Origin of the sequence: Streptomyces sp. NPDC005494, assembly GCF_042872025.1 — a bacterium.
Taxonomy (GTDB): Bacteria; Actinomycetota; Actinomycetes; order Streptomycetales; family Streptomycetaceae; genus Streptomyces.
Window position 1 is genome coordinate 826,800 of record NZ_JBIAJR010000001.1, and the last position, 14,765, is coordinate 841,564.

Consider the following 14,765-nt stretch of genomic DNA (forward strand, 5'->3'; position numbering starts at 1 on the left):
CAATCCGCACATCGCAGGGCGCCCGACCGCCCGCCACCTGGCAGTTCGCCGTGGATCCGGGCGCCCCCGGCCTGCGGGGGCGCCCGGCGCGACGGTTAGAAGGGGTCGAACTCGTCGTACTCGCGCTGCGCGTCGTCCCGCTCGGACTCGCGCTCGCGGCGGCGCTGCGCGGCGGGGCGGGGAGCCTCCAGACGGTGGTCCTCGCCACGACGGCCCAGCATCTCGGCGCCGGCGGCCATGGTCGGCTCCCAGTCGAAGACGACCGCGTTCTCCTCGGGGCCGATGGCCACGCCGTCCCCGGCCTGGGCACCCGCCTTGCGGAGCTCGTCCTCCACGCCGAGGCGGTTGAGCCGGTCCGCGAGGTAGCCGACGGCCTCGTCGTTGTTGAAGTCGGTCTGCCGGATCCAGCGCTCGGGCTTCTCGCCGCGCACGCGGTAGATGCCGTCGTCCTCCAGTGTCACGGTGAAGCCGGTGTCGTCGACGGCCTTGGGACGGATGACGACCCGGGTCGACTCCTCCTTCGGCTTGGTGGCGCGCGCCTCGGCGATGATCCCGGCGAGGGCGTACGAGAGCTCGTTGAGGCCCTTGTGCGCGATGGCCGAGACCTCGAAGACGCGGTAGCCGCGGGCCTCCAGGTCCGGGCGGATCATGTCCGCGAGGTCCTGACCGTCCGGGATGTCGACCTTGTTGAGCGCGACGATGCGGGGCCTGTTCTCCAGGCCCCCGTACAGCCGCAGCTCCTCCTCGATCATGTCGAGGTCCGAGAGGGGATCGCGGTCCGACTCCAGCGTCGCGGTGTCCAGGACGTGCACGAGGACGGAGCAGCGCTCGACGTGCCGCAGGAACTCCAGGCCGAGGCCCTTGCCCTGGCTGGCGCCCGGGATGAGGCCCGGGACGTCCGCGATGGTGTAGACGGTCGAGCCCGCGGTGACGACGCCCAGGTTGGGCACGAGGGTCGTGAACGGGTAGTCCGCGATCTTCGGCTTGGCCGCGGAGAGCACCGAGATCAGCGAGGACTTGCCCGCGCTCGGGTAGCCGACGAGCGCGACGTCGGCGACGGTCTTGAGCTCCAGGACGATGTCCCGGCTCTCCCCGGGCTCGCCGAGCAGGGCGAAGCCGGGCGCCTTACGGCGGGCGGAGGCCAGTGCGGCGTTGCCGAGGCCGCCGCGGCCACCCTGGCCGGCGACGAAGGTGGTGCCCTGGCCCACGAGGTCGGCCAGCACGTTGCCGGCCTTGTCGAGGACGACGGTGCCGTCCGGGACGGGCAGCACGAGGTCCTGGCCGTCCTTGCCGGAACGGTTGTCACCCGCGCCGGGCTGGCCGTTCGTGGCCTTGCGGTGAGGGTGGTGGTGGTAGTCCAGCAGCGTGGTGACGGACTGCTCGACGACGAGGATCACATCGCCGCCGCGCCCGCCGTTGCCCCCGTCGGGGCCGCCCAGCGGCTTGAACTTCTCACGGTGTACGGAGGCCACGCCGTGGCCTCCGTTACCCGCGGCGGCATGCAGCTCGACGCGGTCCACGAAGGTGGTCATGGTGGGGCCTCCAGGTACTGCGGAAAAATACGGAATTGTCTTTGACGTAACGCGCCGAGGGCGGACCCGCTTCCCCGGATACCCGGGAAAGCTGAGATCCGCCCTCGGAAGGTGCTGTGACGTCTCGCCGGTGCCTGGATCAGGCAGCGGCGGGAACGATGTTCACGACCTTGCGGCCACGGTGCGTACCGAACTCCACCGCACCGGCGGTCAGCGCGAACAGCGTGTCGTCGCCGCCACGGCCGACGCCCGTGCCCGGGTGGAAGTGGGTACCGCGCTGGCGGACCAGGATCTCACCGGCGTTGACGGCCTGACCGCCGAAGCGCTTCACGCCGAGCCGCTGAGCATTGGAATCGCGCCCGTTCCGAGTGGACGATGCGCCCTTCTTGTGTGCCATGTCTCCTCAGTCCCTTACTTCGCAGCCGCGGGGATACCGGTGACCTTGATCGCCGTGTACTGCTGGCGGTGACCCTGACGACGGCGGTAACCCGTCTTGTTCTTGTAGCGAAGGATGTCGATCTTCGCGCCCTTGTGGTGGTCCACGACCTCGGCCTGGACCTTGATGCCGTCCAGGACCCAGGGGTCGCTGGTCACGGCGTCACCGTCGACAACGAGCAGGGTCGAGAGCTCGACCGTGTCGCCAACCTTGGCAGTGGAAATCTTGTCAACCTCAACGATGTCGCCGACAGCAACCTTGTGCTGGCGACCACCGCTGCGCACGATGGCGTACACGCGGATCTCTCTCTCACTCGGAACGGATCCCCTGATGCCAGCCGCCCGCGCGGGCCGGGGCCCACGACAGTCCGGAAGGATGAGCGGCCTCCCCCGGGGACGGATCACCGGGAGGGATGTGCTCAGGGGGTAGGCGCACAGAAACACGCCGAGGGTCAAGGTTACGGGGCGGGGTGCGGGGGGTCAAACCGGCCCCCGGCCCCCCGGTCGCCCCGCCACGGCCGCCGGGAAGCGGGAGGCTTCGCCCGGGTCTCGCGGGCCGGCAGGCGGCCGTTCACGGGCGCCTCCGGCCGAACTCGTATGCTCTCCTGGCAACTCCGCCCGCCAGGAAGGCACACGACGTGAACTACAGGGTCCAGCCCACCGCCCAGGTCGACGAGAGCGCCGAGATCGGGGACGGCAGCAGCGTCTGGGAGCTCGCACAGATCCGTGAGGGCGCGAAGCTCGGCGAGGGCTGCGTGATCGGGCGCGGCGCGTACGTGGGCACCGGCGTCCAGATCGGGAACAACGTCAAGCTGCAGAACTACGCCCTCGTCTACGAGCCGGCCGAGCTCGGCGACGGCGTCTTCGTCGGTCCCGCCGTCGTCCTCACCAACGACCACAACCCGCGCTCCGTCGACCCCGAGGGCAAGCAGAAGCGCGGCGGCGACTGGGAGGCCGTGGGCGTGAAGGTCGCCGAGGGCGCCTCGCTGGGTGCGCGCTCGGTATGCGTCGCCCCGGTACGGATCGGCCGGTGGGCCATGGTCGCGGCCGGCGCCGTGGTGACCAAGGACGTGCCGGACTTCGGCCTGGTCGTGGGCGTCCCGGCCCGCCGGATCGGCTGGGTGGGACGCAGCGGCGTCAAGCTCGTCGAGCGGGCGGACGAGCCGGGCGTCTGGGAGTGCCCGCAGACGGGCGCGCTGCACGACGAGGCGGACGGTGTGCTCACGGAGCGCGCGGCCTGATCGCTCCGAACCAGGAGAGGCCGAGCGGCCCCGGGCCCGCGGAATGCGCGAGGCCCGTGGCCCGCGGAATGCGCGAGGCCCGTGCCCGGGGAAGCCGAGGAAGCCCCGGGCACGGGCCCACGGAGGACACCGCGGGGCCCTGAAGGCCCACGTCTGCCCGCTCCGGGCCCGGACGCGGAGACCGGGCCCCGCCGGAGCCCCCACGCCCCGGCGGCCCGTCACAGCGCAGAGGGAAGGCCCCGCCCGCATCGCGGACGGGGCCTTCCCTCTGTCTCGGAGCGGTCAGCCGCCGATGACGACGCGGCGGACGCCCTCCCAGTTGGCGGGGTCGGTCGTACGGCGCCCGTCGACCAGGACACGGACGTCCGGCAGGTCGGCGGCGGCGAGCTCACGGTACTCGGCGTGGTCGGCCTGGAGGATCGCGGCGGTCACCGTCTGGCCCTCGTGCGGCACGAGGCCGTGCGCGGTCAGCTCCTCGGCGGTGTACATCGGGTCCGAGACGAACGGCACCGCGCCGCGCGCTTTCAGGGCCTCGACCACACCGAAGACACCGGAGAACGCGGTCTCCTTGACCCCACCGCGGTAGGCGGCGCCCAGCACCAGGACCCCGACGCCGTCCAGGTCGCCGTAGGCGGCGGCCAGCAGGTCGACGGAGTACTCGGGCATCGCGGCGTTGGCCTCGCGGGCCGAGCGCACGACGGTGGCCTCCGGGTCGTTCCACAGGTACATCCGCGGGTAGATCGGGATGCAGTGGCCGCCGACGGCGATGCCGGGCTGGTGGATGTGGCTGTAGGGCTGGCTGTTGCAGGCCTCGATGACCTTCTTGACGTCGATGTCGTTCTTGTCGGCGAACCGGGCGAACTGGTTGGCCAGACCGATGTTGACGTCGCGGTAGGTCGTCTCGGCGAGCTTGGCGAGCTCGGAGGCCTCCGCCGTACCGAGGTCCCAGACGCCGTTCGGGCGCGGCAGGTCCTCACGGTCGTCGAAGTCGAGCACGGCCTCGTAGAACTCCACACCGCGCTGCGAGGACGCCTCGTCGATGCCGCCCACGAGCTTGGGGTAGCGGCGCAGGTCGGCGAAGACCCGGCCGGTCAGCACGCGCTCCGGGGAGAAGACGAGGTGGAAGTCGCGGCCCGGGGTGAGACCGGAGCCCTCGGCGAGCATCGGCGCCCAGCGGGTGCGGGTGGTGCCGACCGGGAGGGTGGTCTCGTAGCTGACGAGGGTGCCCGGCTTCAGGCCCGCGGCGATCGCCTTGGTCGCCGCGTCCATCCAGCCGAAGTCCGGGGTGCCCTCGGCGTCGACGAAGAGCGGGACGACGACCACGACGGCGTCGGACGCGGCGACCGCGGCCGTCGTGTCCGTCGTCGCGGAGAGCAGGCCCGCGCCCACGGTCTCCTTGAGCTTGACGTCCAGGTCGTGCTCGCCGGGGAACGGCTCGGTGGCCGCGTTGACCAGCTCGACGACCTTCTCGTTGACATCCGCGCCAATGACCTTGTGGCCCTTGGCCGCGAACTGCACGGCGAGCGGAAGGCCGATCTTGCCGAGCGCGACTACACAGATGTTCATCGGGTTACTTTCCTCTTCAGCCTGGACAGCATGTGGCGCAGCCGCTTGCCCGCACCGGGTTCGATCTCCCACAGGGGGGCCGTCGTGACGACGAGCCGGCCCTTCGGGTTCTGGTTCGCGCTGACCCTGTACGGGACGGCCTGCCGCCAGCGGCGGGCCAGGGGCAGCGGCCTTCCCCCGGTCCGCACGGGGATCTCGTACGTCGAGCCTGCCACGTCCACGTAGAGGCGGACGCCGAGCTTCGCCTTGACGGCCTGGACCGGGATCCGGCCACGCACGAGGGTCGCCCTGCCGTCCTCGGTCGTCGTACGGCGGAACTCCCCCTCGACGGCGGGGAGCGCGTGGTCGGCGGGCAGCCGGCGCGCGCCCGGCTTGTCCGCGTTCTTCGGCATGGCGCCCTTGGCGAGGCGCACGGTCACGGAGCCGGTGTCGCCCAGGACACCGATCCGGGCCGTGAGGACGAGGGCCAGGTCGTCACCGCTCTGGTCCCATTCGGCCTCGACCAGCTCGGTCCCCCGCGCCAGCCGCCCGGGGACGGCCTCGCCCACCAGTTCGTAGACGCGGTCGGGGAGGCCGAGAGCCTCGTCGCGGAATCCGGGGTACATCGCGAACGCCCGGCCGTCCTCGAGGTGGAAGGGCGGGGCCCCGTGCTCCGCCTCCTCGGTGATGGCGCGGACCAGTTCGTCCACGGCACCGGCCTGCGCGAGGCAGATGCGGACCCGGCGCTTGACGTCCAGGGAGTCCCTGAGCGCGTCGGTGAGGTACTCGTCCGCGAGTGCGGCGATCCCCTCGCAGACCTGCTGCCGGGTCGTGGCGTCGAGCGTGGGGAAGTCGCCCTGGATCAGCTTGGCGAGTTCCCAGGTGAAGTGCCGCTCGAAGAGCGCGTCCCGGTCGGGTCCGGCCTCGACGAGCGAGGCGGCGTGCTTCATGATCGCTGCCGTGCAGCGCAGCCGGGACAGGTGATCGGCCCGGTAGGTGATGTTGCTGGAGTCCCCGCGCTTCACCGCGTAGTAGAACGTGTAGTCCGAGAGGACCGAGATCTTCCGGGCCCGGACGCACGCCTCGATGGTGAACGGCTGATCGCTTCCGACCGGCAGGTCCTCGGGAAAGCGCAGCCCGTGCTTCTCCACCAGCTCGCGGCGGAAGAGCTTGGTGTTCGCCAGCGTGAAGGGCAGGCTGGAGTGGTAGAGGCTGACGTCGGGGTCGTTCTTCTCGTAGAGCTTCTGGTGGACGTACCGGCCGTTGGTGCCGACCATCTTGCCGACCACCACGTCGGATCCGTGCTCGTCGGCGTAGGCCACCATGCGTTCGAGGGCTTCCTCGCCGAGGTGGTCGTCAGAGCCTATGAAGTAGACGAACCGGCCGGTGGCCACCTCCAGCGCCCTGTTGCTGGGCGCGGCGGGGCCACCGGAGTTGGCCTGGTGGATGACCTTGACCGTACCGGGGTAGCGCTCGGCGAAGCGGTCGAGCTCCGCACCGCTCTCGTCCGTCGATCCGTCGTCGACCGCCACGACCTCCAGGCGGTCGAGACCGATGCTCTGCCCGACGAGCGAGTTCAGGCACTCCGTCAGGTAGGGCATCGTGTTGTAGACGGCTACGACGACCGTGACATCAGGTCTTCCGCTCATGCCACCACCTGGGCAACGCTCGCCGGGGTCCTCTCGCGGCTGCTGCCGCCGAGCACGCGGGTGTAGACGCCGTCGAGCACCTCGGCCTGCGCCTCCCAGGTCCACTCGTCGAGCAGCCCCTGGTCCTCGTAGACGTCCCGGTACTTCTTGGGGTCGGCGAGCACGGCCTTGACCGCGCGGACGTAGTCCGCGACGTCCTCCGCCTTGAACACCTCGCCCTGCCCCGTCTGCGCCACCATGTCGCCCATCGTCTTGACGTCGCTGACGACGAACGGCAGACGGGCGTGGGAGTACTCGAAGAACTTCGTGATCAGGGCGATCTCGTGGTTCGGCCAGTGGTGGATCGGGATGACGCCCACGTCCGCCGAGGCCAGGAACGGCACCACCTGGTAGTGCGGGACGTACGGAAGGATGTGCAGCCGGTCCGACACACCGAGCTCCACGGCCCGCGCGGTCAGCTGGTTCATGTAGTCCGACGTGGGCCGCAGGACGACGAACGCGACGTGCGTCCCGGGCAGCTGCGGCAGCGACTCGACCATGATGTCGAGCCCGCGCTGCGGGGCGGCGGCACCGCTGTAGACGCTGAGCGGCACGTCCGGCCCGATCCCGCACAACTCGCGCAGGTCCGGGACGGGTTCGGCGGCCTGCTCGGGCGAGATCTCCGCGTCGGGCGCGTTCAGCACCACTTCCGGCTTGGTCTTGAGACCGTGCCGGTCGGCCAGCATCTCGGCGAGGGTCTCGGAGACCGTCGTCACGGCGTCGGCGTACTTCGAGAACTCACGCTCGTACGCGCACTGGGCGACGTGCCAGCGCGGGTGCGGGTTCCAGGGCTTGATGCCCGGCAGGAACTCGTGGGCGTCCCAGACGAGCTTGACCGAGCGGCCCTTGGCCTCGGCCCTCAGCTTCGCCCGCGCGCCCACACCGAGCATGCGGAAGTCGTTGGCGTGGATCAGGTCGGGCTCGAGGGAGTCGATGACCTTGCCGTACGCCAGCTCCATGTCCCAGAGCGCGGGGTCGAGGCGGCGCCAGGCGCGGTCCCCCATCGTGCGCAGCCAGAACGCCGTGGTGAAGCGGTCCAGCGGGGAGTTCATGTCCTTGCGCCGCTGTTCCAGGGCGTTCGACTGCTTGGCCCGCAGCCCGACCCACTTGCTCATCACCTTGGAGACGAGCCGCGGCGGGAGCAGCTTGAGCTTGTCGACGGCCTTCCCCTGGCGCCCGGCCTCGATGAGCCGGATGTTCAGCTCCGTACGCCAGGCCTTCATCCGCTGCCTGCGGTACGCGGCCAGCGGGCCGGGCCTGTAGGCCAGCGGCGCGCGGAGGATGGCGCGCCGGTACTCGTGGCGCCTGCGGTGCATGGGCGTCGGGACGTGCAGCAGACGGACCTCGGCATCCCCGAGGTGCCAGCGCTGGCCCTTCTTCGTCGGCGACTTGCCCAGCAGCACCACGTCCCAGCCGGCCGCGGCCGCGGAACGCGCTTCCTTCTGGACACGCGAGTCGCCGTTCACGCCGTTGTCGACCAGCATGACGATCTTGCCGCGGGAGCTGCGCTGCGCCCCCGCCACCGAACTCTCAACCGCCATGATGAGCGGGCTCTCCTGTCTCAAGAACAATGGTCCGGCCGCTTCGTGCCGATTCCAGGACCGAAGCAGCCACCTCAACGGTACGCAGACCCTGCCGCAAAGTGCAGATATCGGCGGACTCGCCCCGCACGGCGTCCCGGAAGAGTTCGTGCTCGACCAGCAGCGGCTCGCGCTTCGGGATGGCGTAGCGGATCATGTCGCCCTCGGAGACCCCGCGGAACGCGCGCAGCGCCTCCCACTCGGTCGTCACGGCCGCGTTCGAGTGGAACGTGAGGTCGGCGGTGAGGGTGTCGGCGATGTAGCAGCCGCGCTCGCCGGTGACTGACGTGAAGCGCTCCTTGAGCGGGCTCAGCCAGTTGACCAGGTGGTTGACCATGGTGCCGTCGGAGAGCTGGCCCACCGCGGAGACCATGTCCTCGTGGGGGCGGCCCGACTTGGATACCGTGTGGGCGGCGATCGACTTGTACGTCCGGCCGGTCACCCAGCCCGTCAGGTCGATGTCGTGCGTGGCGAGGTCCTTGACCACACCGACGTCGGCGATGCGGTGGGGGAAGGGTCCCTGGCGGCGGGTGACGACCTGGAAGACGTCACCGAGCTCGCCGGCCTCCAGGCGGCTGCGCAGGGAGCGCAGCGCCGGGTTGCAGCGCTCGATGTGACCGACTCCGGCGACGAGACCGCGCGACTCGAAGGCCTCGACGAGGCGGCGGGCGCCCTCGACGGTGTCGGCGAGCGGCTTCTCGATCAGGGCGCAGACCCCGGCGTCGGCCAGCTGGAGACCGACCTCTTCGTGCAGGGCGGTCGGGCAGGCCACGACCGCGTAGTCGACGCCGAGCGCGATGAGTTCCTCGACGGTCGAGAGGACGGGTGCACCCTGTGCCCAGCCGTTCTTGTCGCCCATCGGGTCGACGACGCCGACCAGGGTCACGCCTTCGAGCCCGGCGAGGACCCGGGCGTGGTTGCGCCCCATGGAGCCGAGGCCGATGAGGCCTGCCCTCAGTACGGCGGTCACAGGTTCTCCCCCAGCGAGTTGACGGCGTCGGCGATGCGCGCCAGGTCGCCTTCGCTCAGCGACGGGTGGACGGGGAGCGAGACGACCTCGGCGGCGGCCCGCTCGGTCTCCGGCAGGTCCCAGGTGCGGCCGGCCTTCTGGTCCGGCTCCCAGTACGGCTTGAGCCGGTGGATCGGGGTCGGGTAGTAGACGGCGTTGCCGATGCCCGCCTCGGTGAGCTTGGCCATCGCGGCGTCGCGGTCGCCCTGCACCCGGATCGTGTACTGGTGGTAGACGTGGCGGGCGCCTTCGGCGACCGGCGGCGTCGTGACGTTCGGGGCGGTGATGTGCGCGTCGAGGTACGCGGCGTTCGCGCGGCGCTGCTCGGTCCAGCCACCGACCTTGGTGAGCTGTACACGGCCGACGGCGGCGGCCACGTCCGTCATGCGCATGTTGGCGCCGACGATCTCGTTGGCGTACCGCGCCTCCATGCCCTGGTTGCGCAGCAGGCGCAGGGTGCGGGCCAGTTCGGCGTCGGCCGTGGTGACCATGCCGCCCTCGAGGGAGTGCATGTTCTTCGTCGGGTAGAAGCTGAACGTTCCTCCCGCACCGAACGCGCCGACGGGGGTGCCGTTCAGAGCGGCGGCGTGGGCCTGGCAGGCGTCCTCGACGACGGCGAGCTTGTGCTTCTCCGCGATGGGCATGAGCTTGTCCATCGCGGCCGGGTGACCGTAGAGGTGCACCGGCATGACGGCGGCGGTGCGCGGCGTGACGGCCGCCTCGACGGCAGCCGGGTCCAGGCCGTAGCTGCCGGGCTCGATGTCGGCGAACACGACGTCGGCGCCGACCAGGCGGACCGCGTTGGCGGAGGCCGCGAAGGAGAAGGAAGGAACGATCACCTCGTCGCCGGGGCCGATGCCGAGGGCGAGCAGCAGCATGTGCAGGGCGGAGGTACCGGAGTTGACGGCGACACAGTGACGGCCGTCGACCAGCTCGGAGAAGCCCTCCTCGAAGGCCGCGACCTCCGGGCCCTGCACCACGCGACCACTGCGCAGCACACGTACGGCTGCCTCGATCTCTTCTTCACCGATGACCGGGCGGGCAGCAGGAATCGGCTGCTCGTTGATGCTCGTCATGGACGTCCTCCTTGAACACCGCAAGAGCTCTTCACAGGCAGAGGTCTGGGATGCGGGACGTCTCACGAGGCCGCGCAAAACCCCACCGGCAGAATGCCGACGCCCTACCGAGGAAACTGGGTCCGGTCTGTCCTGAACCGGGCCGGTCACCGACCGTAGTTCCCGTCCAGGAACTTCACAGCCAGCGACCGCCGTCACATTATCAGGGATTTCTTGGCTGATTTCGGGCCCGTTAACCCGCCCATGCATCAGTTCTGAAACAAAGCACGTGTCCCGCCCCGAAGTCTTCGGGGCGGGACACGAGACGATGAACAACCGGTTACGAAAGGCTCTGCCGGCGGTTCACTCGGAGTCGGCGGCGGAGGCCGAAGCCGTCACGGAAGGCGACGACTGCTCGGCTGCGACGGTCTTCTTCGCCGCCGCCTTCTTCGTGGTCGTCTTCTTCGCCGCGGTCTTCTTCGCGACCGTCTTGGCGGCCGTCTTCTTGGTGGCCGCCTTCTTCGCCGTCGCCTTCTTCGCGGTCTTGCGCGCCGCCGTCTTCTTGACCGGCGCCTCCGGCTCCGCCGCTTCGGCCTCCGGGGCCTCGGGCGTGTCGGAGTCGGTGCCCGTGACCACGACGACCGCGGCCTCTTCGGCACCGGCGGGCGAACCGGCCGGAGCGGTGACCTTGCGAGTCACCCGACGGCGGGCGCGCGGCGGAGCGGCGGGAGCGGGCTCCTCGGCGGCCGCCGGGGCCTCGGGCGCGACCGGCTCGGCGGCGGGTGCCTCCGAGGCGGCGGGCGCCGGGGCGGACGCGGCTTCGACGACCGGGTCCTCGGCCGCGACGGGCTCCGCCGCGGGCTCGGCCGGCTGGACCGGGGGCGTCACGTCAGCCGACTTGGGCGAGCCCGCCGGAGCGGTCGCCTTCCGGGTCGCCCTGCGGCGCGTGCGCGCCGGAGGTGCGGCCTCGGGCGCGGGGGCCTCGGCCTCGGGCGCGGCCGGAGCCGCCACCGGGGTCTCGGCGACCGGCTCGGGCTGCGACTCATCGGCGGCCGGGGCCGGAGCGGGCTCCGCCACCGGGGTACCGGCCGGAGCCGTGACCTTGCGGGTCGCGCGCCGGCGGCCACGGCCGCGGGAGGCGGCCGCCTCGGCCTCGGCGGGGCTGCTGTACAGCTCCTCGTCGGCGACGAACTCCGGCTCGGGCAGCGCCACGGGGGCGGCGACCTCCGCGGCCAGCTCGGCCTCGGTCTCCGGCTCGGCGTGCTGCTCGGCGTGCTCGTGCTCGTGGTCGTGCCCGGCGCCGCCACGGCGCTTCTTGGACCGCTTGCCACCGCCGCCACCGGCGGACGTCGGCTGCTCCATGTGGACGATGACGCCGCGCCCGTTGCAGTGGACGCAGGTCTCGGAGAAGGACTCCAGGAGTCCCTGGCCCACCCGCTTGCGGGTCATCTGGACCAGGCCGAGCGACGTGACCTCGGCGACCTGGTGCTTCGTACGGTCGCGTCCCAGGCACTCCAGCAGACGGCGCAGCACGAGGTCGCGGTTGGACTCCAGCACCATGTCGATGAAGTCGACGACGACGATGCCACCGAGGTCGCGCAGCCGGAGCTGGCGCACGATCTCCTCGGCCGCCTCCAGGTTGTTCTTGGTGACGGTCTCCTCGAGGTTTCCGCCCTGCCCGGTGAACTTGCCGGTGTTGACGTCGACGACGACCATCGCCTCGGTCTTGTCGATCACCAGCGAACCGCCGCTGGGCAGGTAGACCTTCCGGTCCAGCGCCTTCATGAGCTGCTCGTCGATGCGGTACGTCGCGAAGACGTCGACCTCGGAGGTCCAGCGCGACAGCCGGTCCGTGAGGTCGGGCGCCACGTGCGAGACATAGCCGTGGATGGTCTCCCAGGCGTCGTCACCGCTGACGATGACCTTCGAGAAGTCCTCGTTGAAGATGTCCCGGACCACCCGGACGGTCATGTCCGGCTCGCCGTAGAGCAGCGTCGGCGCGTTGGAGCTGCTGGTGTTCTTCGACTTCTTCTGGATCTCTTCCCACTGCTGCTGGAGACGCTCGACGTCACGGCGCAGCTCGTCCTCGCTCGCTCCCTCGGCCGCGGTGCGCACGATGACGCCCGCGTCCTCGGGAACGATCTTCTTGAGGATGGTCTTCAGCCGGGCACGCTCGGTGTCGGGCAGCTTGCGGCTGATGCCGGTCATCGAGCCCTCGGGCACGTAGACCAGGTAACGGCCGGGCAGCGAGACCTGGCTGGTCAGGCGGGCGCCCTTGTGGCCGATCGGGTCCTTCGTCACCTGGACGAGGACGGACTGGCCGGACTTGAGCGCGGTCTCGATGCGGCGCGGTCCGTGCGCCATGCCGAGCGCCTCGAAGTTGACCTCGCCGGCGTACAGGACGGCGTTGCGGCCCTTGCCGATGTCGACGAAGGCGGCCTCCATGGACGGCAGTACGTTCTGCACCTTGCCCAGGTAGACGTTGCCGACGTAGCTGGTGGCCTGCTCCTTGTTGACGTAGTGCTCGACGAGCACGTTGTCCTCGAGGACGCCGATCTGGGTGCGCTCGCCGCTCTGGCGGACGACCATGACGCGCTCGACGGCCTCGCGACGGGCCAGGAACTCGGCCTCGGTGATGATCGGGACGCGCCTGCGGCCCTGCTCACGCCCCTCGCGGCGGCGCTGCTTCTTGGCCTCCATACGGGTCGAGCCCTTGATGGACTGGACCTCGTCGAAGCCGGTGCCGAGCTCGCGGTCGGCGGCGTCCTTGCGGCGCTCACGCGGCTCGCGGACCTTGACGACCGTACGCTCCGGGTCGTCGGTGCCCGTGGCCGTGTCCTCGCCGGACGCGTCCCCGCTGCGGCGGCGGCGACGGCGACGGCGACGGCTGCTGCTGGAGCCGGCGGAGGACTCGTGGTCCTCCTCGTCCTCCTCGTCGTGGGCCTGCTGCGGCTCCTCGTCGGAACGGTCGGCACGGTCCGTGGCGTCGTCGTTCTGCTCGACGTCGTCCGTGTCACCGGCCTCGCCGCGACGGCGGCGACGGCCACCGCGACGGCGACGGCGCGACGGGCGGTCGCCGTACTCGTCCGAGTCGTCGCCCTCGTGCTCGGCGTCCGTCTCCGGCTCGGCCTCGTGCTCGTCCTCGACGGCGGCGGGGGCCGCGGGTGCGGTCTCCTCGGCCGGAAGGGTGATCGGGGCCGCGGCCGGCTCGGTCTCGACGGCCTCGCCGCGACGGCGGCGCCGACGGCGCGAGCCGCCCTGCGGCGCGGCCTCGGCGGCTTCGGGTGCGGCGGCCTCGGCGGCCTGCCTGGCCTCGGCCTTGCGCGACGCGCGGTCCGAGGGCTTCTGCTCCTCGTGGTCGTCGCCCTCGTCGTACGGCGAGGTGGTCCCGGCGGCTGCCGCGGCGGCGGCAGCGGTCTCCGGGGTCTGGAACATCGGCTCGGCGAACACCGGGGCCTGGAACACGGCAACGGCGGGGCGCGTCGCACGGCGGCCCTTGCGGGCCGGCTCCTCGGCCTTGCCGGTGAACTCCGGGCGGCCGGCGGCGGCGGTGGCCCGGCGGCGCTGGCGGCCTCGCGGGGCGGCCTCCTCGACCTGCTCGCTCTCGGTGGCCAGCTCCTCGGCGACGGCGGCGGGAAGGCTCTCGCCCGTCTCGGCGACGGCCTCGGCGACCTCCTCGACGGGCTGCGGGGCGCCTGCGGGGGCACCTGCCCTGCGCGAGGCACGGCGGCGGCCGCGCGGGGCCTCGGCAGCGGGGGCCTCGGCGGGCTCCTCGGTCCGGACCGGCTCGGCGACGGGCTCGGCGGCCGGCTCGGCCGCGACGGCGGCCGGGGTCCCGGTGCCGGTCTGCGTGGCGGGCGCGCCGGCCGGGGCGGACGCACGGCGCCTGGTGCGGCCGCGCGGGGCGGCGACGGGCTCCGCCGCGGATGCGGGCTCGGCTGCGGGCTCGGCGGCCTGCGCCGGCTCGGCCACGGGGGTCTCCTGCGCGACGGCCTCGGCCGTCTGCGGGCTGCCCGCGGGGGCGGTCGCCTTACGCGTCGCCCGGCGACGGCCACGAGGGGCCTCGGCGACGGGTGCCTCGACGACCGGTGCTTCGGCCACGGCGGCCTCGGCGGTCTCTTCCGTCTCCTCTTCCGTCTCCTCTTCCGGGGCGGTCTCGACGACCGGCTCCACGGCCTCGGCGGCCTGCGGCGCACCGGCCGGAGCCGTGGCCTTGCGGACCGCGCGGCGACGGGCACGCGCCGGAGGCGCGGCCTCGACGGGCTCGGCAGCGGGCTCGGCCGCGGTCACCGGCTCGGCGGCCGGGGTCTCGGCGACGGGCTCGACGGCTTCGGCGGCCTGCGGCGCACCGGCCGGAGCGGTCGCCTTGCGGACCGCGCGGCGGCGGGGACGCGCCGGGGGCGCGGCCTCGGCGGCGGGCTCGGGCGTCTCGGCGGCGGCCGTCGCGGCCGGCGTGACGTCCTCGGTGACGGCCCCGGGCGCGCCCGACGGCGGTCCTGCGGGGCGGGAGGCCGCGCGGCGCCTGCGGCGCGGCGGCAACTTGTCGCCGGGGGCGTTGTTGTCCTCTGTGTTCGCGAGGTTTCCGGTGGTACCGGTTTCGTTCGGCTCGTGCATGCGGGCGGTTCTCCCGTCGCGCTCCCGGGCGCCACACCTGGGTCCGGTCCGACGCGATTCGCGTGA

At 72.0% G+C, this 14,765-nt stretch carries 10 protein-coding genes; 1 reads left to right on the plus strand and 9 read right to left on the minus strand.

The features are described 5' to 3' along the window. Positions 1–95: 95 nt before the first annotated feature. The 3 genes from obgE to rplU form a co-directional block, all read right to left on the minus strand. A complete protein-coding gene (obgE, locus tag ACFYQ6_RS03780; RefSeq protein ID WP_361571286.1) occupies positions 96–1,532 on the minus strand; it encodes a GTPase ObgE in 1,437 nt (478 codons plus the stop codon). Positions 1,533–1,671: 139 nt separating this feature from the next. After that, complete coding sequence (gene rpmA, locus ACFYQ6_RS03785; RefSeq protein WP_361571288.1) at positions 1,672–1,929, minus strand: 50S ribosomal protein L27; 258 nt, start codon at positions 1,927–1,929, stop codon at positions 1,672–1,674. Between the two features lie 14 nt (positions 1,930–1,943). Then, a complete protein-coding gene (gene rplU, locus ACFYQ6_RS03790) occupies positions 1,944–2,264 on the minus strand; it encodes a 50S ribosomal protein L21 (protein WP_014045903.1) in 321 nt (106 codons plus the stop codon). A 341-nt stretch (positions 2,265–2,605) separates the two neighbouring features. On the opposite strand from rplU, the gene ACFYQ6_RS03795 reads away from it, so the two are divergent. After that, a complete protein-coding gene (locus ACFYQ6_RS03795; RefSeq protein WP_356735158.1) occupies positions 2,606–3,208 on the plus strand; it encodes an acyltransferase in 603 nt (200 codons plus the stop codon). 282 nt (positions 3,209–3,490) lie between these two features. Here ACFYQ6_RS03795 and ACFYQ6_RS03800 read toward each other — a convergent pair whose 3' ends face one another. The 6 genes from ACFYQ6_RS03800 to ACFYQ6_RS03825 form a co-directional block, all read right to left on the minus strand. Further along, positions 3,491–4,774 (minus strand): nucleotide sugar dehydrogenase, encoded by a 1,284-nt coding sequence (locus ACFYQ6_RS03800; RefSeq protein WP_361571292.1) that lies wholly within the window; start codon positions 4,772–4,774, stop codon positions 3,491–3,493. Beyond that, positions 4,771–6,402: a glycosyltransferase family 2 protein gene (locus tag ACFYQ6_RS03805; protein ID WP_388760253.1), complete on the minus strand. Its 1,632-nt coding sequence runs from the start codon at positions 6,400–6,402 to the stop codon at positions 4,771–4,773. Before ACFYQ6_RS03805 ends, ACFYQ6_RS03800 begins: the two co-directional genes overlap by 4 nt. After that, positions 6,399–7,982, minus strand: a complete 1,584-nt coding sequence (locus tag ACFYQ6_RS03810) for a glycosyltransferase family 4 protein (RefSeq protein WP_361571298.1) — start codon at positions 7,980–7,982, stop codon at positions 6,399–6,401. Before ACFYQ6_RS03810 ends, ACFYQ6_RS03805 begins: the two co-directional genes overlap by 4 nt. Then, the gene (locus ACFYQ6_RS03815; RefSeq protein WP_361571301.1) at positions 7,972–8,991 is read right to left on the minus strand and encodes a Gfo/Idh/MocA family oxidoreductase; all 1,020 of its coding nucleotides are present in this window, start codon (positions 8,989–8,991) and stop codon (positions 7,972–7,974) included. Before ACFYQ6_RS03815 ends, ACFYQ6_RS03810 begins: the two co-directional genes overlap by 11 nt. Then, the gene (locus ACFYQ6_RS03820; protein ID WP_356735148.1) at positions 8,988–10,106 is read right to left on the minus strand and encodes a DegT/DnrJ/EryC1/StrS family aminotransferase; all 1,119 of its coding nucleotides are present in this window, start codon (positions 10,104–10,106) and stop codon (positions 8,988–8,990) included. The genes ACFYQ6_RS03815 and ACFYQ6_RS03820 overlap by 4 nt, the downstream gene beginning before the upstream one ends. A gap of 342 nt (positions 10,107–10,448) precedes the next feature. Beyond that, the gene (locus ACFYQ6_RS03825) at positions 10,449–14,699 is read right to left on the minus strand and encodes an Rne/Rng family ribonuclease (RefSeq protein ID WP_361571303.1); all 4,251 of its coding nucleotides are present in this window, start codon (positions 14,697–14,699) and stop codon (positions 10,449–10,451) included. Positions 14,700–14,765: the final 66 nt, after the last annotated feature.

Bases quoted from the DNA above. Each gene is read 5' to 3' on its own strand.
- ACFYQ6_RS03810 (WP_361571298.1), bottom strand. From the start codon at position 7,982: ATGGCGGTTGAGAGTTCGGTGGCGGGGGCGCAGCGCAGCTCCCGCGGC.
- ACFYQ6_RS03820 (WP_356735148.1), bottom strand. From the start codon at position 10,106: ATGACGAGCATCAACGAGCAGCCGATTCCTGCTGCCCGCCCGGTCATC.
- ACFYQ6_RS03825 (WP_361571303.1), bottom strand. From the start codon at position 14,699: ATGCACGAGCCGAACGAAACCGGTACCACCGGAAACCTCGCGAACACA.
- ACFYQ6_RS03805 (WP_388760253.1), bottom strand. From the start codon at position 6,402: ATGAGCGGAAGACCTGATGTCACGGTCGTCGTAGCCGTCTACAACACG.
- ACFYQ6_RS03800 (WP_361571292.1), bottom strand. From the start codon at position 4,774: ATGAACATCTGTGTAGTCGCGCTCGGCAAGATCGGCCTTCCGCTCGCC.
- rpmA (WP_361571288.1), bottom strand. From the start codon at position 1,929: ATGGCACACAAGAAGGGCGCATCGTCCACTCGGAACGGGCGCGATTCC.
- obgE (WP_361571286.1), bottom strand. From the start codon at position 1,532: ATGACCACCTTCGTGGACCGCGTCGAGCTGCATGCCGCCGCGGGTAAC.